Raw genomic sequence first — 17,743 nt, forward strand, 5'->3', positions numbered from 1 at the left:
TTCAATCCTCCCCGAACGCCCGCTTATTAATGTTGTACGGCTCATATTCCTTGACCAGTTGCTTGTTATCCTGTGCTTTAGCTTTGTTTGCTTCAGCGTGTTGCTTCATGCGCCGGTGCTTCCGTTTAATCGTTGAACGCTTCTTAGTGTGTTTAGGCATCTTCGTCCTCCGTGATTTCATCAATTTCTACTCTAGGATTTCGTTTATCAACGGCAAATTCATCCTGGAATCCTGTGATGTGCTTTCGATTGTCGTTGCCTAAAAGTCCAGCCTTCATAAAGCCATCCAGCACAAACTTTTTAGCAAACGCGATATTATCCGCATCTTTCCGGTTGTTCTTCGTGTACCACGTAAATTTAAGCTTGCAAGGCCAACTGAATTCAACTCCGGAATTCCGACTAGCTCTCGCATATACACTACATAAGGCCGTGTACCGCTTCTTTAGGTTAGCTGCCGCATACCGATTGGCCCGTTCAGCCTTGATGTACTCATTTAAGCTAGGTAGTTCGCCCTTAATCACGACTTTGTTCATACTTTCGGCACCCGGCTAATGTAGTAGCCATTAACGATCCCGTTAGACATACTGGCCTGTCTAATCGAGAACTCTGGGGCGCCAATCCTTTTACATAATCGTGCCAGTGTTTGATAAGCGATCACTTCGTCAGGATTGTTATACTTCTCAGCACGCCAGTAACCGTTATTCAGTGGCAGGCTGTATTTGTGGACTAAATCCTTTACCCGCTTGAATTCAATTGCCGTGCTTTCGGCTATCTGTCTGAGAGAATGTTTGCCATGCTTATGTGCTTGCCGAATGGCTTTAATATCTTCACGTTCGCCCTGTTTCGGATCTTGTTTCATACTGGCTAGGTAGGCCGCATCACTGCTTACCTTAGTTCCAGGCTTCACCAGTCTAACCGGGAAAGGCCATTCACCAGATTTGTAGTTATGCTGCGCGAGCTTAAACATTTCCGGTTCGGGCCCCATTGCTAGTGGGTGATCGATATCGGGTAGATCAGCGTTAATTACTAGCACCTGTGTTTCAGTCATGCGCTTACCTCCGTTTGCAATCCTTGTCTAGCTTGCTCTAGATCAATAAAATACTCGGCTGGCTTACCCCAACATTGGGTCAAATCAAAATTTAAGCCATCCCGCTGATATTCAATAATTAAAACTTCGAGTGCAAATAGCTTGTACTCATGAGCGCACACCTCATCTTGCGCGCTACCGCCAGCCTTCAGATGTCGCTTCATGCGCTGCTTAGTCCAGTGCAACGCGGCCGGTTCATAGGCATGGTTAGCGGCTAAATTGACTAATTGATTGCCCCAATTCATTTAGCTTCCTCCTGACTGTTCACGAGCGCTAGGAAATCCTCATCACTCATATCGTCCTGCTGGTTATCGCTTGAGTTTGGCTTAGAATCCGCCTGAGAAGCGCCGTTTTGCATCCACTTTGGCGTAACTTCTTTACGGCCGTTTGATGCCTTACCCTTTGGCTTAGGCGGTGTCATATCGTATTCATCCATCCAGCCTCGACCACCCAGCCAATTTTCTAAGCTTTTGGTGTAATACTCACCCGTGCCATGTAGCTTTAAATAAGCCTTATACTCGTTAATCTTAGCAACAATGGTCTCTAAGCTAACCCCCTCAACCTTGGCTGCATAATAAACGTCATAAGCTTTTTGAAAATCACGCTTTTTCGGGTAGATGGACCAAACCTGTTCAGTAAACTCTTGTTGAATGCGATCACGAGGATCACGCGGTTGGGTTTTATTTGTTTTGTTATTATCTGATTTACTCTGTTCTGATATACTATGGGGATTGTCAGTGTTGTTTACTTCGTTTCCAACGTTGGAAACCCCGTTATCAGTATTGGAAACCCGTGGTAAACGATATTTATTAAGAATTGAGCTATCTTTCTTCTGCCGAGAAGCTAATTTATAGTTCTCTTGAATTCGCTTAGACGTTAAGATTTTTTCTTGCTTGAACATCTCAGCGTCGAAAAACCCTACCTCACTTGCTTTTAAAACCACGTCCTGTACTGCGCTTTCCTTGGCACCAATATCATCAGCCACCAAGAACCGCATATCAGCATCCCACGTCATGTAATACCCTTCATCTTGATAAATATTACAGAGCAGGCAGATTAGTACAGCAATCGATTGGTTTCCACAAGCACGCATGATTTTACGAACCTTAATGTCACGCAAAAAATCTACATCTAAGTTGAAATAGTCAATTCCTTTCTTAATTGGACGGGCCATCTCGCACCTCCTGTCCTTATTAATGGGCCTTTCACCCACCTGGTGGATTCAGTCACTGCTGCATTCAAGCCAATTCGAATGTTTATTTCTTATCAAATGCTGCTAGCAATCCTTGTAGCTGACTCTTAGCATCCTCTGCTTGTGCTATTGTCAGGTTCTTCCAATCGTCGTCAGTCCCTTTCCAATCAGGTACAATTTGTTGAATAACCTCATTAGTCACTGATAATGGTGTGCCATTCTTGGTTTGGGTGGCCAGTTCACCAGCAAGGTTAGCAATCTCACTCGTCTGTTTTGAACTAGCAATGATGGTGGTAGGGTCAAAATCTTCATTTATTTCATCGTCAGTTGCGGGCTGTTGCTTGCCAGCTAGTAATAATTTAGCAGCAGTCTTAAATTCAGGTTTCTGCGCGTTTTCAGCTAGCCATTCAATATAGCCACGATTCTCATTCAAGACATCTCCCATGCTCTTGCCTTTGTTTTTACCAAAATTAAGTTTCAAATTAAAGGCTTCATCATAAGTCATGGTTTCATTATTCTCACGTTGGTTAAAGTTCTGCATATCTTCGACATCTTGCGTGAAGACATTTGATAAACTAGCGATGGTCAGTGTGGCATCAACCTGAGCTCGCTTTTTAGCCATTTTCAATACCGTGTTTTTCATTGAAAAGCCATCACGAGAAACGTACTTACTCTCTTTTGTGTTTGCCGAGCCTAATCCCTCAGTTAACTGCATACCACTCTTGTACAGCACGCACTTGACGGTATAGTCGAAATAACCATCCTTGTAGTTTTCAACCTTATCAATGACGTTATACTCACTCGTTACACCCATCAGCATTTGAATTTTCTCAGCTCCGGGCTTCAATAATGTCGGTTTTTGTGTGCCAGGGACAACCCCAAAATCTTGACCATCTTTTAGTTGATGTTGAACCATAGTTTGGAAATTAGAGATAGCCTGTAGTTCGCTAGCCATCTTGTTTTGATCAGTACCCATGATTAGGGATAGACTGTTCGTTTGATTTTCTGCTTTCGCGATTGCTTCACTCATATCGGTTCCTCCTAGTATTTAAACGTGACCTTCTCAGTTGCTGGTTTTTCAGTAATACCAGCGATAATCTCGCCATCTTCCATGACAAACTTGTCACCAACCATGCGACCAGCTTTTTTCAAATCAACTTTATCAATAGACTCCTTGACCTTGATGTATTGGCTCATACCTTGATTACGAAGTGAGTTCAAAACCATCTTTTCGTCATACGCCAACCCAGCCGGGTTCTTGCGAGTTGATACACGGCCATTAGGAGTATCGATTTTGAATTTCTTATCGACTAACCGTTGATCACGTAAATAGTCGGTCAGTAGCCCTTCGAAGTACTCGCGGTTGGCTTGGTTCTTATCAAGCTCCCGGTCGCGCCATGCAATTGCCTGGTCAATATTGTTCTTCGCAACTTGACCAATTTCATCATCATGCGCTTGGATAGCCTTGAGCTTCTTTAACGCCCAGTCAGCTTTCTCCAATGAGTCAATTTTGAAGCCTTCGTTTTCACGTTCTGTCACCGTTCTAAGTTCTTCTTTTAACATTGCATCCATGATTGAAATCCTCCTATTTAATATCCAGCAATGACGCCACTTTCGATTAAGTCTTCCTCGGTAGGCACATCATCACGCCAGCCTTCCGCAGCTTCTTCTTGGTCAATTAACCAGCTATCGTAGCCGTTCATTTCGCCCACCTCCGTACTAAACGTTGTCTTAGTGACTGTTTCGGAGTACAATAGAACTCGAAAATGAAATTGTTAAGCGTCTTTGCTGCACGGGTACTACCAATACTCGAGCAGCTTTTTTTGTACTCAAATTTAGGCTTTAGCGATACTTTGCATACTTCCAATTCGTTCAACCTCCTTAAATGTGCCAAAAACATTATTCAATTCTTCAATTGTGATTTGCTTGTAAAGCACATTTCCAATCCTGAATGTAAATTTCATTGTCTTCATCTCCTTAAATTCCAAACCAACTAGCAACCTCATGACGTTTAAACCACAGCACTGTTAATGTGCAGCCTATTAGTGCTCCTTCAATCATTGCTATTTCCTCCTAGCCATTTTCTTGGTTGACTTTATCGATTACTTCCTGCAATTTATCCATTGGAATACCGGCATACTCAGCCTTCTTAGCCAGATCGGTTATCTCGGCGCTAATCTCTTCAGCGTATTCACGTGGATAACGTTCAATAACTAGCTGTTGCGCTGGCGTCCGATCATTTGGATTAATTGCAATAGCGTTCTCAAACTCAGCTTCCATTGCCTCTCGTTCTTGCTGCTCTTTTTTCTGACGCATTAGGGCTGAGAACATGTCACCCTTTAGACGCCTGTCATTCTGAAATGACAGCACGCCGAAATTCTCGCGAGCACCAGAATAGCTAAGCCAAAAATCGTTAATTACATTTGCTAACGACTTCCTTATTTGTGAATCAGTGCTTCTTGATCCACTCTTCAACCGAGACAATTGTCCGGGAGAAACATGCGTCCTATCTGCAATCTGCTGCTGTGTTAGTGTTTTATCTCTACCTAATGCCAATGACAATTGCTCTGCAAACTTGTTCTTCATACCTACACCTCTGTATTTTGGAAAGGGCTTTATATCGCCTTTCCACGTAATTCACCTATAATTTAAATTAATCGGGATGATCTAATAAGTAATCCATCATCTCAGCTGCTGGAATCTGCCAGCCGTTATGGGTATTCACATAATCAATAAAGCCACCCTGTTCAATATCCAAATCATGGCGATGCTTGGTTAAATATCGTGAGGCTCGTTCGGTTGATTTAGTTCCGTATTTATACCTGGCCAAATCTTTAAGCTTCCAAGTACGAATACCACGCTGTGCTTGCTGCCATGCTTGGAACCTCTCGTATTCTTCTTCGCTAATGAATTGGAAGCCCTTTGGAGCCTCATGCCGAATCAATATCGTATCTGACATGTTCGCACCTCCTAATATGAAACTGACATAAGTTGGCTAGCTTGCTCGTTATACTCGGCCGTTACCGCTCGGAATTCAGCATCTAGTGCTTTATCGCTTAGTGCCTCAAACATTACTCTTGGTGTTTCTGGCTTAACCTTTGCTAGTGCATTAATTAATGTAGTTCGTGATAGATGTGTCATTTTGCTGCCTCCGTTCTTTGAAAAGTTAATAGTTTTGTTCGCTCCTTATGCGATAATTATCATAAGGAGGTGATAATTATGGCTATTATGACAATCGCGAAACTTCATTGTTATCAGTGTAATCACGATTTTCCATTAAACATGTATCAACCAATCACAAAAATCAGCTGTCCATACTGTGATACAGACGTTGATGAATCAATGATTGAACCTATTCGCGATGTTTGGGCACAAGTTTCCAGCTTAAACCAAGCATTCCACAAACATGAAATGGAATCAGAAGAACCACGTTTTAGTCTCAATATTCATGATGAAGAAGTTCATCTTGAAATTGATGATATTGACAATGAAACTGAATAATTGATTCTAGTTGCCGAGGGTGCATATTAAATTGCTCCTCGACTTTTTGTACAGCAGCAAGAACACTATCTAAATCATTTGGGTACGCTACCTCTCGTGCGAACTTGCAAGCTTCTGCATACTTATTTATTGAGGAACCTTTATATTTTTTCTCACTCATTTTGCCGCCTCCTTTGGTTTTGTGTCACTTTTTGCAACTTTAGAGAACAAAAAAAGTGAATCAATTGGTCTCTCAACCCCATCTGATATTTTCTTAGCGACTTTCGGAGATGGTTTCCTTCCATTTAATATTTGAGATAAATATCCATAAGAAATGCCGTTCTTACGGGAAAAAGACCGTACTGTCTCACCTTTCAGGCTAATTAGTTCTCTGATTTCATCAGAGTTTTTTACAGGAAGGACTACTGCCATGTCTTCGCCTCCTTTCTTGATTACATAAATTATTATAATCTTTTGTTTCACTTTTTGCAACCACTTATCACGATAATATTTCACTTTTTGCACTCTATTGTTTCACTTTTTGCTATAATCCAGTCATAGAAGGGAGTTTGACGCCATGAGTTCAACGGAAAATTTACGTAACGAAGTGTTAAACTTCGGTCCAAAAATCAAAGAAATAAGAAATAAGAAACGATTTACAGTTAGACAAGCTGCGCTACAAGCAGGAATATCTCCATCATTTTGGTCACAGGTAGAAAATAAAAAACGTGAGATTCCCAAACCAAAAACTCTTCAAAAAATGGCAACAGGTCTACGAATTACTGATGATGAGATTTTTAAACTAGCTGGTATTACCAAAGATCAGGATAACTTGCCTACAAAAAACTCTCACTATTATGACTTAACTGAAAAAGATGAAAAAAGTATCGATAAGGAACTTGAAGATATGATGAACGGGCTCGACTCCAAACATTCTTTATCATTTTTCCAAAATGGGCAAGAGCTATCCGATCAGGACAAAGAACTGCTCAAAGCGTCCATGCGCCAAACATTAGAATTATCCAAACAATTAGCAAAAAGAAAATTCACTCCTAAAAAGTATCGTAATGGAGAGGAATAATAGGAGCTGGTTATATGGAACGGTGGATTGAAGAAGATATTGACCACTTAACCAACAAGTTTGGGATTCAAAGTGCTTTTGATTTGGCGCGTGACTTGGGCATTAACGTGCAATTCAATAACCTTGGTAGCAATATTTACGGCTACAATAATAACTCGCATCGAATCCCAATGATTGTCATTAATAATACAATTGACGAACGTACACAAGATGGTGTTTGCTATCATGAAATTTTTCATATACGGCATCACAAGGGATTCAATACGCAGTTTTTTGCGGTAAATACGACAAGCTTTCTATCCGATGACAACGAAACTGAGGCCAACAAGTTTATGCTGGCTATGTTGAAAGAGGAATATGGTTGGAGCAAGCAAGAAGATGTATTAGACTTCTTAGATTTTTTCAAGCTACCGCATGAGCTGGCTTCGCTATTTTAATTAGCTTTTGTTAGCATGGGAAACTAGCAAAGAGTTCGAATGTTTTATTTTAGATATATGAATGGGATTTAATTGGGGAATAAGGATATTTGGAGGAGTTTCAATTGAAAAAGATGATTTTAAGTATACCCATTTTAGCTTTACTACTTTCAGGGTGTTCTACCAAAACTGAAATTCAATTATATAAAACTAACGTATCAGAAATAGATACTGTTCGTGGTAAAGCGACACCTGAATCAAAAGTCACTTTCACACATGGGCAAAAGAAAGTAACTACGACTGCAAATAGCAATGGAAAATTCTACGAAACAAATCTAAAGCCTGGAATTTATACAGTAACCGCTAGCTTAAACGGAAAGGCCAGCAAGTCTCTAAAATTACATGTAAAAAAAGACAAAGCAATTAGCCAATATGAGGATAAAGAAGAATCTTCAACATGGGCATCTATTGAAAAAGAAAGTAGTAATGAAACTGACTCTAGCTCACAGTCCAGCACCTCCAAGAGTAGTGCAGACGAATCTTTGACATCTAGCTCATCAGACACTGATTCATCTGCAACAAACGAATCGAGCTCTAGCAGTTCGACCGCAACTACTAAGGTTAGTTCCGAAGATAAGGCAGCTTTGAACAAAGCAGAAGCTTATGCTTCCAGAATGGACATGTCAAAACAAGGTGTATATGAGCAACTCACCTCATCTGCTGGTGAAGGCTTCTCCTCAGAGGCTGCACAGTATGCTGTTAATCATCTGACCGATATCGACTGGAATGCTAATGCTCTTGCAAAAGCGAAGGACTACCAAAGTAAAATGTCCATGTCACGCAGCGCAATTCTTGACCAATTAACATCGTCAGCTGGTGAGCAATTTACTCAATCTCAAGCACAATACGCTGTGGATCACTTACCAAAATAATGTTCACAAAGCCCCTCACCGGGCTTTCACGCGAGCGTATCCTACTGGTTTTAAATTGGACTGTTCAAGGCTTCATCGAGCTCTGAACGTAATTCATCGTCATCTGCAAGTACTGCTTCACGTTTAGCTTCCGATAATGATAATTCTGGATGCTGGCTCTTTATCAGGACTGTTAACAAATTCAATTCTTGCCAGTAATCCAGAGAACTTAAAAAGGAGTCGATGGGACTTTGTTTGCTTCTAAACATATCAGTATTCCTCCTAACAGTTTTAAAATAATTTCAGGTTCAGCAACTACACTAGGTACACTCGAACTCGTTGATTTCTTCACTGGATGGATAACACCAGAAAAAACATTCTTATTCTACACAGTCATTATAATATTTTCTATACTATTTTTGGCAAATTTATTCTTTCAATATTCAAAAATCACTGCTGAATTTCAAGAAAATAGCGACAATCAGAAGAAAAAGATAAAAGAATTACAAAAAACAAGTAACAATTTACAGCAATTATATGACAGCATTAATGCAGAGAATCTGCGTTATGCCGATGAACAGAATAAATTGAAAGAAGCATCTCAAAACAAAGATAAGACTTTTGCTTATTTTGTATATCAATTAATCGACATAGATACGCCGGACCCAAGGATAATTGAATTGCTATACCAAATGTCCGTCTCACCCAATAACAATAAAGAATTAACGACTGCAGGGAAATATGCTCTAGAACAAAAATTACAAGCTCGTAAAGATATTGACGCAATAGTAGCTACGGAGGGAAACAAAGATGGACAGTCATAATTTTAAGATTATTAGAATTATATCGGATACTGAATTCATTATTGACGCTGGCATCAACGATGGAGTAAAAAATGGAGATAAATTTCAAGTGTTAGATACAAAATCCAATCCTATTAAGGATATGGATGATAACGTAATTGGTTATTACGGAGCGCAAAAAGAAATATTAACAGCCACTGATGTTCACGATACTTTCTCAATTCTAAAAACACGTTTTATAAACTCGACATCTAATAAAGAAACATCAATTCAGCAAATGATGAAGTCTAGCGCTTTTGCTCCGTTCGTAACTGGTTCTATGCGCACCGACGTTCCAGCTCATTACAAGCGAGCCAATATAGATCCATCTGAAATGGAACCGCTAGAGAAAAGTGACGCCCCTATTCAAAGAGGCGATACTGCACGCAAATTGAGCTAAAGCACAAACTAGCCCCTACCCGGGCTTCCACGCGAGCGTAGTTCAACGGTAGAACGGTGCTCCTTTGAATTGCTAACTAGATACTAACAGATGCAGGTTCGACTCCTGCCGCTCGCTTTAACCAGAAAGAAGGCTTAATGCTATGGATAGTGAAATTTCAAAATACGAGCTAATTGCCACGATGAAGAAAGATATACAGACATTTATGGACTCAGAATCCATGTTATATCTAAAAAAAGATTCATATTCAACAGAAGAATATGACCGTATGCTTACAGAAGTAAAAGATGATTTGAAAACACGGCTATTGCAAAAATAATTATGAACTCAGTAAATGATAGTCAGCCCTAGCTGACTTCACGCGAGTGTAGTTCAACGGTAGAATGGTTCCTTTAATTCAAATATAGCCTACCTTCCAATGCAGGTTCGACTCCTGCCGCTCGCATTGTAACAAATAACCCATACTACCGCTTACTTTAGTACCTACATCACGTGGGCGTAATTCAATGGTAGAATAACGATTTCAGCCCTTCTCTCTCGTTTGAAATTGTTATGTAGGTTCAATCCCTGCCACCCACTTTTAAAAGAAAGAAGGTAAGATTATGGATAAAGATATGTCGAAATACGAACTCATAGATAACATTACTAATGACTTAACCTCTTTTATTAATCTGTATGCTTTCGTTTATCTTACAAAAGATAGCTACTCAAGGAAAGAATATGACCGCATAATCCAAGGAATGGAAAGAGATATGGTTGATCGTCTTAAGCAAAAATAATTGTAGGTACATTCTAATTAACTGTTGAGCCGACCAAAACCCATTGTTGGCTCTTATGCGAGTGTAGTTTAGTGGTAAAACGACAGCCTTCCAAGCTGTAGTCGCGGGTCCGATTCCCGTCACTCGCTTTGACCAACATATTACCGGCTAATAATTCAGGAAAATAAAAATATTGGAGGAGTCTAACAATGAGTGAACCAGAAGAAGCACGTCAAGCAGGAAAAGTTGTCTCATTCATTAACATGAAGGGTGGTGTTGGAAAAACTACCTTATGTAAAGAAATTGGATACACATTAGCGGATAAATTCAATAAATCTGTGTTGTTTATCGATGTTGATCCACAAGCAAATCTAACCCAATCATTATTTGATAAATATGATTTTCTTAATCAAGAACTATATGACGAATTAGACCCTAAACAGCAAAAGGGCATAACAATTTCCGATAAGACAATCAGTAGGTTATTAGACTCCTCAAATTATGAGCCAGCTGAAAATGATGTAATACAGGTATTAGATAGCAACAAAAATCTTGCGTTAATTCCGGGCGATCTTAACACTATTTTCCTAGAACGCACTAATGGGGGGTCTGCAAGAGAAAATGCCATTGACAATTTTTTAATAAGAAATAGTATTACTACAAAATATGAATATATCCTAATTGACTGTCCCCCTACATACTCCTTCTATACAACAGCTGCTTTCAATGCTAGCGATTATTATATTGTTCCAGTTGGTGTAGATCCTTACTCAACTCTTGGAATTGATTTGCTTGAAAAAGTAGTTAAAAAATTAAGAAAAACCGATATAAGAAGGTACTCATCTAAAAAACTAAAGAACTTAGGAGTAATCTTCGATAGTACAGCAAAGTCATCTTCAGCTAACCGGCAATTAGAGCTACAAAAAAGTAGAATTAAAAATAGTAAAAAGCTAAGTAAGTATAACTTGTTTTTCTTCTCTAATGATTTCATTTACAATTATCAATTTAGAGAAGATATATCGTACTTTATACTTGACCATGATAATATGAAGAGTACGGCCAACATTAACAAGCTAACTCAAGAATTCATCGACAGAGTCAACTCAATTTAGTTCTGGGGGATAATGATATGGCAAAAGAATCTCAAAATTTTTTACTTGAAAATGATTTAAAAGAAATTGATACTCGTACTAATCCGGCAACCATACAATATAAACTATACTCAGCATATGTTAACCTGTTACTTTCACATAAATATTTTCAAACAAATGCTGATATTAAGGAACTAACAAATAAACTTGATTTTGAATTAAAAGACTATGTCTTCAAAAGCAGAACTCTGCTTATTGCCAGATTTATGAAAAAGATTCAAACATTAGACTCAGAACAAATTCTTCTTTTCCTGTCAGTCGCAAAAGAAATTGTTCAGGAAAACGGCAACGGCAAAATATCCAAGAGAGCAGTTACAAAAACAAGCAAAAAGCTATCCGCAATAGATAAGTTTGGCCGTTCTTAAATTATGAAAAAAACGGAACTTTACTCAAGTTATAAATCTTTCATAAAAAATAACTATCCTACTACATTTCTGGCTAAACCTGACGAGCATTCGAATGATGCTGCTCAACTGTATATTTGTATTTATAAAATTATCTTCCAACTGAAGTTAATGCGCAATAAGTATGGTATAGAGAACGAAAGGAAACATTATATCCAAGAAATTGAACAACTATTTTTAAAAGTCCTACTCGTTCTTCCTCTAAATGATAAGTATCTACTTGATACACTTTTGCGTTCTATTTCAGAATCAGAATTACGATTAATTTTAACTGCTAGTTCTAATAGACGAATATCAAAGTTTGAAATTGAAAAAGCTTCTTTCTCGACAATAAAAAAACAAATCAATCTTGATAGTTATCTTTTTAAAAGAAAAAAACAATTTATTTATTTATACGATTTATTCAGTACATCATCAGTTAAATTACATGGTCCACTTACGGATATAGATACCATTCTATATTTAAATGAGCAGCTACGTACTTCGTTAAATTATGGGACTTATAAGAAGAAAATTTTTAATATATTAAGAATAAATCTAAATATTTTTCAGAATGAAATGCCTCTTAAATACGCAGACTATGGAATTGAAGAACTAACAATCTTAAAAAATATATTTAGCCATTCAGAGCAAATTAAACTTGATTATTATTGAAAGCCCTAGTGACCTGGGCTTTTAATTTTAAGCTTAAAAGAACATACGTTCGGAAATATTAACCTATTGTTATTTCCAGTTGGGAGGAATAAAACATGTCAGTAACCAAACTTAATAATGGTAAATGGCAAGCCCGTGTCTCTTATAAGGATGATGACGGTAATTATAAGTCGGTTACCCATTTAGAAAAGCGCAAAACTGACGCTGTTGAGTGGGAAACTAAAACTAAAAATGCTCTGCTGGAAGGTGCTGACTTATCACGTAGTACCGAGAGCCTAAAGCATTACTTTCTTGATTGGATCAGAATTTACAAAACTGACGGTGTATCGCGTCATACTCACGAGCTGTATATGGGCAACTGGCGTCACGTCTCTGCATATTTTAAGGATAAACCTATGAGCGCAATTAAACGGCCGGATTATCAGAAATTCCTGAATGAATTTGGCCGCAGTCATGGAATTGCCACATCTCACAAGCTTCATCAACAAGTACACACTGCAATCAAGGACGCCGTAGCTGATGGTATTCTAAAACGAGACTTTGCTTACAAGGCACACGTCACTGGACGCCCTCCTAAGCCCGTAGAGGAAAAGTATTTGACGTTGTCCGATTATAAGAAGCTGCGTAAATACCTCATTAAAACGGCTGATTATGACCACATGACTATGCTGATGATGCTGTTTCAATTAGAAACTGGAACCAGGTTCGAGGAAGCTGCTGGTCTGACGTGGGATAATTTGGATTTGAATAATGGAATAGTTCACATTAAACAGCAGTGGGACGCCCGTAGACAGACTTTTCGTCCAACTAAGGGAAATGGACAGGCCGATGGAGATATAACCATAGGACCCGCCTACTGTCGTTTTATGAGGAGCTATCGTAGCACGCAGAAAGATTATTTAGAATTACACGAAATGAAGAATCCTAAGAACCTCGTATTTTGGTCTAAACTAGGAAAAATCGTGGGCAATGGGAATGCAAACGAAGAGCTAGGACGTATTTGTAACCGTCTAAAGATCAACAAAGTTACAACACACGCCATGAGGCACACACACGCTTCGATTCTTATCCTAAATCATGAGTCCCTTCCCTATGTTCAACATCGCCTTCGACATCAAAAACTAGAAACGACCGTTAACACCTACGTCCATCTTATTGAAGAAGAAAACGGCGTGTCAGATAAGAAGGCTACTGAGCTAATGGACGGAGGATTTTAAAAATGATAATTTTATGATTGCTGTAGTCCTTGTGCCGCAAGGGATTACAAAATCATTTGTTAATTTTTCTTCCAAAAACTGCTATATTTTGGCTACTTTTTTCGTTTTTGGAAGAATCGTGGAAGAACATATCGTGTTTGAGTGGTTTTCGAGTGTAAAACAAAAGCACCAAAACGCCTTTATATCAGCGTTTTGGTGCTTTGTCGTTTCTCTATATTTGTCGCCTTATCACCCGCACGGGGATCGAACCCGTAACTCCGCCTTGAGAGGGCGACGTCTTAACCAATTTGACCAGCGGGCACAAATTCATTTACTATCTTACCGAATGATAAGCGGCTTGTCAAATCTAATTATGATTTTCGCCACCTAAAAATCGTCACAATAACTAATCCAACAAATAGGAGTAGACAATAGACGACACTGCACCAAAAAACGAAGGTCAATAGTTGTGGTAACAAGAAGCTACGCATCACAGCTAACCCAATAGCCGTAACTGCCCATACGATCAATTGTTGTCGCAGATGATTGAATAACCGATCTAATTCCGACTTCGACATACACTCACCTTCCCTTCAACTAGTTTAGCCGCCGACTGGCACGATATTCAAGTAAAAATGCAAAAAACACGCATAAAATTCCAGCAAAGTCTTGACAGTATTTGCTGGAAAAGTTACTATTAAATAGTTGTTATTGGGTATTCGCCAAATTGGTAAGGCAGCGGACTCTGAATCCGTAATTTACTGGTTCGAGCCCAGTATACCCAATCAGATTTATCGGTGAACCACTAATGCAAGTTTAGACTTACATTAGTGGTTTTTTTGTTAATTATCACACCTTTACTAGTGTGATTTTATCTTTTTCGGTCAAAACGGTTTACGGACTTGATTCGGGGTTTATAATAGACTATGTAGACTGTCTGTGAAGCCTTGTAAAATCGTCACTATTTTAAATTCAACCCAAAGGAGATAATGTTGTTGGTATACAAAGATGTTTTTGGTATCGATCACAATGATTGTCACATTGTTCAGACGCGACACGAGTTCAACCGGATCTTCATTATTGAAAATGAAGTTGGCTCCCGCTTTACTTGCATCAAGGATGATGCCCCACTTGAAAAGAAAATGTCCGGGCACTGGAAATATGCAAAAGCTAGCGACGCCCCTAAGAACTATGCCGTTCCTTATAAGGCCCAGAAAAACTAAACAACCGTTGAAAAGAGGATTACGATGCGGCGCTATCAACCGTTAACCAAATCAAATGGCCGGGTCCCCCACTCGCTCAATCATAACACCAACCCCTACTATGGTCAGCATGGCGCTGACTGGGTCAAAGACACGAATGCTTCGCTATTCAATGCCCAACACGAGCACCTCCAGTCCAGGAGCCATGTTGAGCGGCGGGTTCGGCACAGCGTTCGCCAAGTGCTATGGGTGGTCGTGGCGATCATTGCCATGTTACTTGGTGGTTTTATCTTGTTCTCGTTAGCGATCAATATTTAACAACAAAAAGAGTCATCCAGTTTATCACTAAACTGAATGACTCTTTTTTACTAGCCTTTAATTTCCTTGGTATCCACTAAAACTTTGCTGACCATTCGAAGCTCGTCAGTCAATTCAGAGGTCCGAATTCGGCCAAATTCGTCGAGGAACTTGCCAAGGCGTTCTTCGTTAACTTTTTCAATGACCCGTGCCAACTTCTCACCCTTGGCGGTCAACGTTAAATAACGGTACCGGCGATCATAAGGATCGATGTTTAACACGATCAAGTCATTGTTGATCAAGTAAGTTAGCTTCCTTGAAATCGCTGAAGAAGAGACGTGGCGGTCAGCGGCTAGCTCTTTCACCGTGATTCGGTGATCAGTGCTATGGTCAAGATAGTAGAGAATCAGGAACTGTTCGAATGACACATCCGCATCAGTCACCATCGTTTGAATGATCTCACGAAGATGGCTTTCAAGCCATGACATGCCCACTAAGACTTTCTCGAACAACTCATCATCGTCGTACTTGGCCTTCTTAGTATTAGTCTTCATCATTATTTAAAACCCCATTCATGCGTCACGTTCAAGGCATCATCAACAACCCCGTGATTACGCACGGACTTCTGCAACTGGCATAACGGTGATTTCGAGATCACGTGTCATTTGTTTCTCAATCGCAGTCTGAACATCATGATCCGTTACAACTAAGCTCGACAACTTACTCTTTCCGTTGATAATATCTTGGACGTGTTGATTATCCAAATCATCGGCAGAAACGATTGGTAAGAGATGGAAATTATCATTCGTTGCTTGTAAGCATTGGTCGAACAATGGTGAGTTAACCCCCATGACTAACACACTGTTTTGTTGTTGTAAGACGGATGCTAACCACCAGTTCAATAATTGTGCTTCAGAATGGAAGACATTCGTGATGGCTTCTTCCTTGTTCACTAATTGAATTGATAATTCGTGGTTGCTACCGTATTGCTTGACCATTGCTAAAGAGTGGTCTGGACGATAGAAGTTTTCTAGTGTTACTTGTGAATTATTTGTCCGGTCAAGGTACTGCGTCACTGACAAGAACCCGGCAGCATCGTACACATCACGACGAGTTGCTAATGACCCATTAAAGTAAGTCATATACCAGATGGCACCGTTCTTACGGTACTTCAACGTCATAATTGGGTTACCGCCATCGTCAGCGATCGAGACGATCTGCTTGTCCGCATTGCGTTTATATTGCCATGCTGGATTATCAGGTAATTCTGGCTTGGTCTTCGCAACGGCACCCGGTACCTTAGCCTGAATCGTATAGTACATGTTGTACAAACCAGTCCGCTTATCAACTAAACCAGCTGATTGGTAACTGTTCCAAATTTCAGGCAAACTGTCGTTGTAGTTAACGGTAATGACGTTCGCCTTATCCTTAACTTCACTCTTCAATAAGCCCATGATCATTTCCATCGAAGCCTTTTCATCACCAGACAATGATTGAATCAAGTCGGTACTGAATAAAAAGTACTTCGCAGACTGGTCAAATTCGACGGGTGAGACTAAGTGGGTCGTCCCGTAATCCGATTTTAACTTGGCATCAATACTTTCAACCTTTTGTTGGAGCCCCTTAACGATCGTGGCATTTTGATCATAGTCATGCTGTAACCGATTAATCTTCTGGTTGATCAAGTTGAGTGAGCGTTCTTGTTCGTCCTGAGCACTCTTCTTCTTGCGATCATAAGCAACTAACGCATCTTGAGCGGTATGTAAGTCTTTTTCCGCACTCGTAATCGCGTGTTCCTTCCGCGAACGTTCACGGGTTTCAGTCTGTTCACGTTTCTGGAGTTTCACGAGTTCACTGTTGATTGCGTCACTCTTTTGATACAAGTCCTGAGCTTGTTTCTCCTGCTGCTTCATCAACACGAATAATTTCTTAAGATCTTGTTCGCCCTGAATTGCCTTACGCATATTAGCTTCATTTTGCTTCAAATCAGCTAATGATTGTTCGGACTGCGTAATCTTCTTTTCTAATGATTTGATGGTTTGATCGCTCTTAGCAAGAGCTTTCTTGGCATCGTCGTAACGTTTTTGAGCGGAATTAATGGTTTTGACCATTCCTTGCCGTTCGCCATCGTTGGTGTTAACGACTTTATCCTGCTTAGATAAAGTGACTTTAGCATCCTTTAACTGCTGTTCCAAACTTAATTGTTCAGCGACTAAAGTCTCATACTGTTGCTTTTCGTGCTTACGATCCTGAACTAATTGGACCTTAAGCTCCCCACGTAAAGTTTGGTATTGCTTGTTTAAGTCAGCCATTTCACGTTCGATCGCCGCACTGTTCTTGGCTGCCGTTTGGGTAGCACGCCGTTGGTTGACCCGGTTTTGGCCCTTAACTGGAGCACTAGTCGAAGCCGTTACGCTACTACTAGTTGGCCGGACACCAGCAGATGACCGCACATTGGGGGTCGTACTACTTTGAGTCGCCTTTGGTTTTGGCTTTTGAGCAGCAACGGTTGAAGTCGCCGTTGCACGCTCAGAATGATTACGGTAATCCTCATTCTTATCTCTGCGCTTTTTATTGAACATCTTCATAATGCAACTCCTCCATAAACTTGATTGTTTGCTCAAAGAGTAGAAGGGTCATCGCTGATCCTTCTATCCGTTCAGCAAATAATC

General features: G+C 39.9%; 29 protein-coding genes and 6 tRNA genes. 19 read left to right on the forward strand and 16 right to left on the reverse strand.

From position 1 onward, the window contains the following. Position 1: 1 nt before the first annotated feature. From V7R88_RS09935 to V7R88_RS09980, 10 genes are all read right to left on the reverse strand, one after another. Positions 2–160 (reverse strand): hypothetical protein, encoded by a 159-nt coding sequence (locus tag V7R88_RS09935; RefSeq protein WP_123808850.1) that lies wholly within the window; start codon positions 158–160, stop codon positions 2–4. Next, positions 153–533, reverse strand: coding sequence for an endodeoxyribonuclease (locus V7R88_RS09940; protein WP_011101765.1), 381 nt, complete (start codon positions 531–533; stop codon positions 153–155). The genes V7R88_RS09935 and V7R88_RS09940 overlap by 8 nt, the downstream gene beginning before the upstream one ends. Beyond that, the gene (locus tag V7R88_RS09945; protein WP_338816200.1) at positions 530–1,048 is read right to left on the reverse strand and encodes a hypothetical protein; all 519 of its coding nucleotides are present in this window, start codon (positions 1,046–1,048) and stop codon (positions 530–532) included. Before V7R88_RS09945 ends, V7R88_RS09940 begins: the two co-directional genes overlap by 4 nt. Then, positions 1,045–1,332: a hypothetical protein gene (locus tag V7R88_RS09950; RefSeq protein ID WP_003642800.1), complete on the reverse strand. Its 288-nt coding sequence runs from the start codon at positions 1,330–1,332 to the stop codon at positions 1,045–1,047. Before V7R88_RS09950 ends, V7R88_RS09945 begins: the two co-directional genes overlap by 4 nt. Then, positions 1,329–2,261, reverse strand: a complete 933-nt coding sequence (locus V7R88_RS09955; RefSeq protein ID WP_024002534.1) for a DUF4373 domain-containing protein — start codon at positions 2,259–2,261, stop codon at positions 1,329–1,331. Before V7R88_RS09955 ends, V7R88_RS09950 begins: the two co-directional genes overlap by 4 nt. 82 nt (positions 2,262–2,343) lie before the next feature. Then, positions 2,344–3,309 carry a hypothetical protein gene (locus V7R88_RS09960; RefSeq protein WP_338816201.1) on the reverse strand — a complete coding sequence of 322 codons (966 nt, stop codon included), beginning with the start codon at positions 3,307–3,309 and terminating at the stop codon, positions 2,344–2,346. Positions 3,310–3,320: 11 nt separating this feature from the next. Continuing rightward, the gene (locus V7R88_RS09965; protein ID WP_024002536.1) at positions 3,321–3,851 is read right to left on the reverse strand and encodes a host-nuclease inhibitor Gam family protein; all 531 of its coding nucleotides are present in this window, start codon (positions 3,849–3,851) and stop codon (positions 3,321–3,323) included. A 17-nt stretch (positions 3,852–3,868) separates the two neighbouring features. Next, the gene (locus tag V7R88_RS09970) at positions 3,869–4,033 is read right to left on the reverse strand and encodes a hypothetical protein (protein WP_338816203.1); all 165 of its coding nucleotides are present in this window, start codon (positions 4,031–4,033) and stop codon (positions 3,869–3,871) included. Positions 4,034–4,352: 319 nt separating this feature from the next. Further along, a complete protein-coding gene (locus tag V7R88_RS09975) occupies positions 4,353–4,865 on the reverse strand; it encodes a helix-turn-helix transcriptional regulator (RefSeq protein ID WP_338816204.1) in 513 nt (170 codons plus the stop codon). A 67-nt stretch (positions 4,866–4,932) separates the two neighbouring features. Then, complete coding sequence (locus V7R88_RS09980; RefSeq protein ID WP_333509753.1) at positions 4,933–5,238, reverse strand: DUF771 domain-containing protein; 306 nt, start codon at positions 5,236–5,238, stop codon at positions 4,933–4,935. Between the two features lie 260 nt (positions 5,239–5,498). Here V7R88_RS09980 and V7R88_RS09985 point away from each other — a divergent pair, with 260 nt between their 5' ends. Beyond that, entirely contained in the window at positions 5,499–5,780 is a 282-nt protein-coding gene (locus V7R88_RS09985) for a hypothetical protein (protein WP_338816206.1), read from the forward strand. 156 nt (positions 5,781–5,936) lie between these two features. Here the strand turns inward: V7R88_RS09985 and V7R88_RS09990 are convergent, their stop codons facing one another. Further along, the gene (locus V7R88_RS09990) at positions 5,937–6,191 is read right to left on the reverse strand and encodes a helix-turn-helix domain-containing protein (RefSeq protein ID WP_060417532.1); all 255 of its coding nucleotides are present in this window, start codon (positions 6,189–6,191) and stop codon (positions 5,937–5,939) included. Between the two features lie 145 nt (positions 6,192–6,336). Between V7R88_RS09990 and V7R88_RS09995 the strand changes: the two genes are divergently transcribed. The 3 genes from V7R88_RS09995 to V7R88_RS10005 all read left to right on the forward strand — a co-directional run bounded on the left by V7R88_RS09995 (position 6,337) and on the right by V7R88_RS10005 (position 8,188). Further along, the gene (locus tag V7R88_RS09995) at positions 6,337–6,840 is read left to right on the forward strand and encodes a helix-turn-helix domain-containing protein (RefSeq protein ID WP_060417484.1); all 504 of its coding nucleotides are present in this window, start codon (positions 6,337–6,339) and stop codon (positions 6,838–6,840) included. A gap of 14 nt (positions 6,841–6,854) precedes the next feature. After that, positions 6,855–7,277 carry an ImmA/IrrE family metallo-endopeptidase gene (locus V7R88_RS10000; protein WP_027821901.1) on the forward strand — a complete coding sequence of 141 codons (423 nt, stop codon included), beginning with the start codon at positions 6,855–6,857 and terminating at the stop codon, positions 7,275–7,277. A gap of 113 nt (positions 7,278–7,390) precedes the next feature. Beyond that, the gene (locus tag V7R88_RS10005; RefSeq protein WP_338816605.1) at positions 7,391–8,188 is read left to right on the forward strand and encodes an Ltp family lipoprotein; all 798 of its coding nucleotides are present in this window, start codon (positions 7,391–7,393) and stop codon (positions 8,186–8,188) included. Between the two features lie 50 nt (positions 8,189–8,238). On the opposite strand, the gene V7R88_RS10010 is transcribed toward V7R88_RS10005, so the two are convergent. Next, positions 8,239–8,436, reverse strand: a complete 198-nt coding sequence (locus V7R88_RS10010; RefSeq protein WP_022638156.1) for a hypothetical protein — start codon at positions 8,434–8,436, stop codon at positions 8,239–8,241. Here V7R88_RS10010 and V7R88_RS10015 point away from each other — a divergent pair. The 12 genes from V7R88_RS10015 to V7R88_RS10070 all read left to right on the forward strand — a co-directional run bounded on the left by V7R88_RS10015 (position 8,419) and on the right by V7R88_RS10070 (position 13,593). Further along, entirely contained in the window at positions 8,419–8,991 is a 573-nt protein-coding gene (locus tag V7R88_RS10015; protein ID WP_338816211.1) for a hypothetical protein, read from the forward strand. The two genes, V7R88_RS10010 and V7R88_RS10015, sit on opposite strands and share 18 nt — an antisense overlap. Further along, complete coding sequence (locus V7R88_RS10020; RefSeq protein ID WP_338816212.1) at positions 8,978–9,409, forward strand: hypothetical protein; 432 nt, start codon at positions 8,978–8,980, stop codon at positions 9,407–9,409. Before V7R88_RS10015 ends, V7R88_RS10020 begins: the two co-directional genes overlap by 14 nt. Before the next feature lie 31 nt (positions 9,410–9,440). Beyond that, a tRNA-OTHER gene (locus V7R88_RS10025) sits at positions 9,441–9,526 on the forward strand. Between the two features lie 25 nt (positions 9,527–9,551). Beyond that, positions 9,552–9,728, forward strand: coding sequence for a hypothetical protein (locus V7R88_RS10030; RefSeq protein WP_076637223.1), 177 nt, complete (start codon positions 9,552–9,554; stop codon positions 9,726–9,728). 42 nt (positions 9,729–9,770) lie between these two features. Then, positions 9,771–9,854, forward strand: a tRNA-OTHER gene (locus V7R88_RS10035). Positions 9,855–9,901: 47 nt separating this feature from the next. Beyond that, a tRNA-OTHER gene (locus V7R88_RS10040) sits at positions 9,902–9,988 on the forward strand. Positions 9,989–10,011: 23 nt separating this feature from the next. Continuing rightward, positions 10,012–10,188 carry a hypothetical protein gene (locus V7R88_RS10045; RefSeq protein WP_016511204.1) on the forward strand — a complete coding sequence of 59 codons (177 nt, stop codon included), beginning with the start codon at positions 10,012–10,014 and terminating at the stop codon, positions 10,186–10,188. Between the two features lie 57 nt (positions 10,189–10,245). Then, a tRNA-Gly gene (locus tag V7R88_RS10050) sits at positions 10,246–10,316 on the forward strand. A 60-nt stretch (positions 10,317–10,376) separates the two neighbouring features. Further along, the gene (locus V7R88_RS10055; protein WP_127526312.1) at positions 10,377–11,279 is read left to right on the forward strand and encodes a ParA family protein; all 903 of its coding nucleotides are present in this window, start codon (positions 10,377–10,379) and stop codon (positions 11,277–11,279) included. A gap of 17 nt (positions 11,280–11,296) precedes the next feature. Continuing rightward, the gene (locus tag V7R88_RS10060) at positions 11,297–11,683 is read left to right on the forward strand and encodes a hypothetical protein (RefSeq protein ID WP_127526313.1); all 387 of its coding nucleotides are present in this window, start codon (positions 11,297–11,299) and stop codon (positions 11,681–11,683) included. A 3-nt stretch (positions 11,684–11,686) separates the two neighbouring features. After that, on the forward strand, positions 11,687–12,376 hold the full coding sequence (locus tag V7R88_RS10065) for a hypothetical protein (RefSeq protein WP_127526314.1): 690 nt from the start codon (positions 11,687–11,689) through the stop codon (positions 12,374–12,376). 95 nt (positions 12,377–12,471) lie between these two features. Next, on the forward strand, positions 12,472–13,593 hold the full coding sequence (locus V7R88_RS10070) for a tyrosine-type recombinase/integrase (protein WP_338816215.1): 1,122 nt from the start codon (positions 12,472–12,474) through the stop codon (positions 13,591–13,593). Positions 13,594–13,821: 228 nt separating this feature from the next. Here the strand turns inward: V7R88_RS10070 and V7R88_RS10075 are convergent. Both V7R88_RS10075 and V7R88_RS10080 read right to left on the reverse strand, forming a co-directional pair. After that, positions 13,822–13,894 (reverse strand) — tRNA-Glu (locus V7R88_RS10075). Positions 13,895–13,943: 49 nt separating this feature from the next. Then, complete coding sequence (locus V7R88_RS10080) at positions 13,944–14,150, reverse strand: hypothetical protein (protein WP_057717805.1); 207 nt, start codon at positions 14,148–14,150, stop codon at positions 13,944–13,946. Between the two features lie 134 nt (positions 14,151–14,284). Between V7R88_RS10080 and V7R88_RS10085 the strand changes: the two genes are divergently transcribed. The 3 genes from V7R88_RS10085 (at position 14,285) to V7R88_RS10095 (ending at position 15,092) form a co-directional block, all read left to right on the forward strand. After that, positions 14,285–14,357, forward strand: a tRNA-Gln gene (locus V7R88_RS10085). A 204-nt stretch (positions 14,358–14,561) separates the two neighbouring features. Then, complete coding sequence (locus V7R88_RS10090) at positions 14,562–14,795, forward strand: hypothetical protein (RefSeq protein WP_003642773.1); 234 nt, start codon at positions 14,562–14,564, stop codon at positions 14,793–14,795. 24 nt (positions 14,796–14,819) lie between these two features. Next, on the forward strand, positions 14,820–15,092 hold the full coding sequence (locus V7R88_RS10095) for a hypothetical protein (RefSeq protein WP_054397449.1): 273 nt from the start codon (positions 14,820–14,822) through the stop codon (positions 15,090–15,092). A 50-nt stretch (positions 15,093–15,142) separates the two neighbouring features. On the opposite strand, the gene V7R88_RS10100 is transcribed toward V7R88_RS10095, so the two are convergent. Together V7R88_RS10100 and V7R88_RS10105 are read right to left on the reverse strand one after the other, a co-directional pair. Further along, on the reverse strand, positions 15,143–15,628 hold the full coding sequence (locus tag V7R88_RS10100; RefSeq protein WP_054397448.1) for a MarR family winged helix-turn-helix transcriptional regulator: 486 nt from the start codon (positions 15,626–15,628) through the stop codon (positions 15,143–15,145). Between the two features lie 54 nt (positions 15,629–15,682). After that, positions 15,683–17,659: a hypothetical protein gene (locus V7R88_RS10105; protein ID WP_152707061.1), complete on the reverse strand. Its 1,977-nt coding sequence runs from the start codon at positions 17,657–17,659 to the stop codon at positions 15,683–15,685. Positions 17,660–17,743: the final 84 nt, after the last annotated feature.

The organism is Lactiplantibacillus argentoratensis (genome assembly GCF_037290055.1).
Classification (GTDB): domain Bacteria; phylum Bacillota; class Bacilli; order Lactobacillales; family Lactobacillaceae; genus Lactiplantibacillus; species Lactiplantibacillus plantarum.

Excerpts from the sequence above, each read along its gene's own strand:
- V7R88_RS10030 (WP_076637223.1), top strand. The coding sequence starts at position 9,552 with ATGGATAGTGAAATTTCAAAATACGAGCTAATTGCCACGATGAAGAAA.
- V7R88_RS09980 (WP_333509753.1), bottom strand. The coding sequence starts at position 5,238 with ATGTCAGATACGATATTGATTCGGCATGAGGCTCCAAAGGGCTTCCAA.
- V7R88_RS09990 (WP_060417532.1), bottom strand. The coding sequence starts at position 6,191 with ATGGCAGTAGTCCTTCCTGTAAAAAACTCTGATGAAATCAGAGAACTA.
- V7R88_RS10055 (WP_127526312.1), top strand. The coding sequence starts at position 10,377 with ATGAGTGAACCAGAAGAAGCACGTCAAGCAGGAAAAGTTGTCTCATTC.
- V7R88_RS10000 (WP_027821901.1), top strand. The coding sequence starts at position 6,855 with ATGGAACGGTGGATTGAAGAAGATATTGACCACTTAACCAACAAGTTT.
- V7R88_RS09995 (WP_060417484.1), top strand. The coding sequence starts at position 6,337 with ATGAGTTCAACGGAAAATTTACGTAACGAAGTGTTAAACTTCGGTCCA.
- V7R88_RS09955 (WP_024002534.1), bottom strand. The coding sequence starts at position 2,261 with ATGGCCCGTCCAATTAAGAAAGGAATTGACTATTTCAACTTAGATGTA.
- V7R88_RS10105 (WP_152707061.1), bottom strand. The coding sequence starts at position 17,659 with ATGAAGATGTTCAATAAAAAGCGCAGAGATAAGAATGAGGATTACCGT.
- V7R88_RS10060 (WP_127526313.1), top strand. The coding sequence starts at position 11,297 with ATGGCAAAAGAATCTCAAAATTTTTTACTTGAAAATGATTTAAAAGAA.
- V7R88_RS10005 (WP_338816605.1), top strand. The coding sequence starts at position 7,391 with ATGATTTTAAGTATACCCATTTTAGCTTTACTACTTTCAGGGTGTTCT.
- V7R88_RS09940 (WP_011101765.1), bottom strand. The coding sequence starts at position 533 with ATGAACAAAGTCGTGATTAAGGGCGAACTACCTAGCTTAAATGAGTAC.
- V7R88_RS10100 (WP_054397448.1), bottom strand. The coding sequence starts at position 15,628 with ATGATGAAGACTAATACTAAGAAGGCCAAGTACGACGATGATGAGTTG.
- V7R88_RS09960 (WP_338816201.1), bottom strand. The coding sequence starts at position 3,309 with ATGAGTGAAGCAATCGCGAAAGCAGAAAATCAAACGAACAGTCTATCC.
- V7R88_RS10090 (WP_003642773.1), top strand. The coding sequence starts at position 14,562 with ATGTTGTTGGTATACAAAGATGTTTTTGGTATCGATCACAATGATTGT.
- V7R88_RS09975 (WP_338816204.1), bottom strand. The coding sequence starts at position 4,865 with ATGAAGAACAAGTTTGCAGAGCAATTGTCATTGGCATTAGGTAGAGAT.
- V7R88_RS10080 (WP_057717805.1), bottom strand. The coding sequence starts at position 14,150 with ATGTCGAAGTCGGAATTAGATCGGTTATTCAATCATCTGCGACAACAA.
- V7R88_RS10065 (WP_127526314.1), top strand. The coding sequence starts at position 11,687 with ATGAAAAAAACGGAACTTTACTCAAGTTATAAATCTTTCATAAAAAAT.
- V7R88_RS09965 (WP_024002536.1), bottom strand. The coding sequence starts at position 3,851 with ATGGATGCAATGTTAAAAGAAGAACTTAGAACGGTGACAGAACGTGAA.
- V7R88_RS10070 (WP_338816215.1), top strand. The coding sequence starts at position 12,472 with ATGTCAGTAACCAAACTTAATAATGGTAAATGGCAAGCCCGTGTCTCT.
- V7R88_RS09950 (WP_003642800.1), bottom strand. The coding sequence starts at position 1,332 with ATGAATTGGGGCAATCAATTAGTCAATTTAGCCGCTAACCATGCCTAT.
- V7R88_RS10010 (WP_022638156.1), bottom strand. The coding sequence starts at position 8,436 with ATGTTTAGAAGCAAACAAAGTCCCATCGACTCCTTTTTAAGTTCTCTG.
- V7R88_RS09985 (WP_338816206.1), top strand. The coding sequence starts at position 5,499 with ATGGCTATTATGACAATCGCGAAACTTCATTGTTATCAGTGTAATCAC.
- V7R88_RS10095 (WP_054397449.1), top strand. The coding sequence starts at position 14,820 with ATGCGGCGCTATCAACCGTTAACCAAATCAAATGGCCGGGTCCCCCAC.
- V7R88_RS09935 (WP_123808850.1), bottom strand. The coding sequence starts at position 160 with ATGCCTAAACACACTAAGAAGCGTTCAACGATTAAACGGAAGCACCGG.
- V7R88_RS10020 (WP_338816212.1), top strand. The coding sequence starts at position 8,978 with ATGGACAGTCATAATTTTAAGATTATTAGAATTATATCGGATACTGAA.
- V7R88_RS09945 (WP_338816200.1), bottom strand. The coding sequence starts at position 1,048 with ATGACTGAAACACAGGTGCTAGTAATTAACGCTGATCTACCCGATATC.
- V7R88_RS10045 (WP_016511204.1), top strand. The coding sequence starts at position 10,012 with ATGGATAAAGATATGTCGAAATACGAACTCATAGATAACATTACTAAT.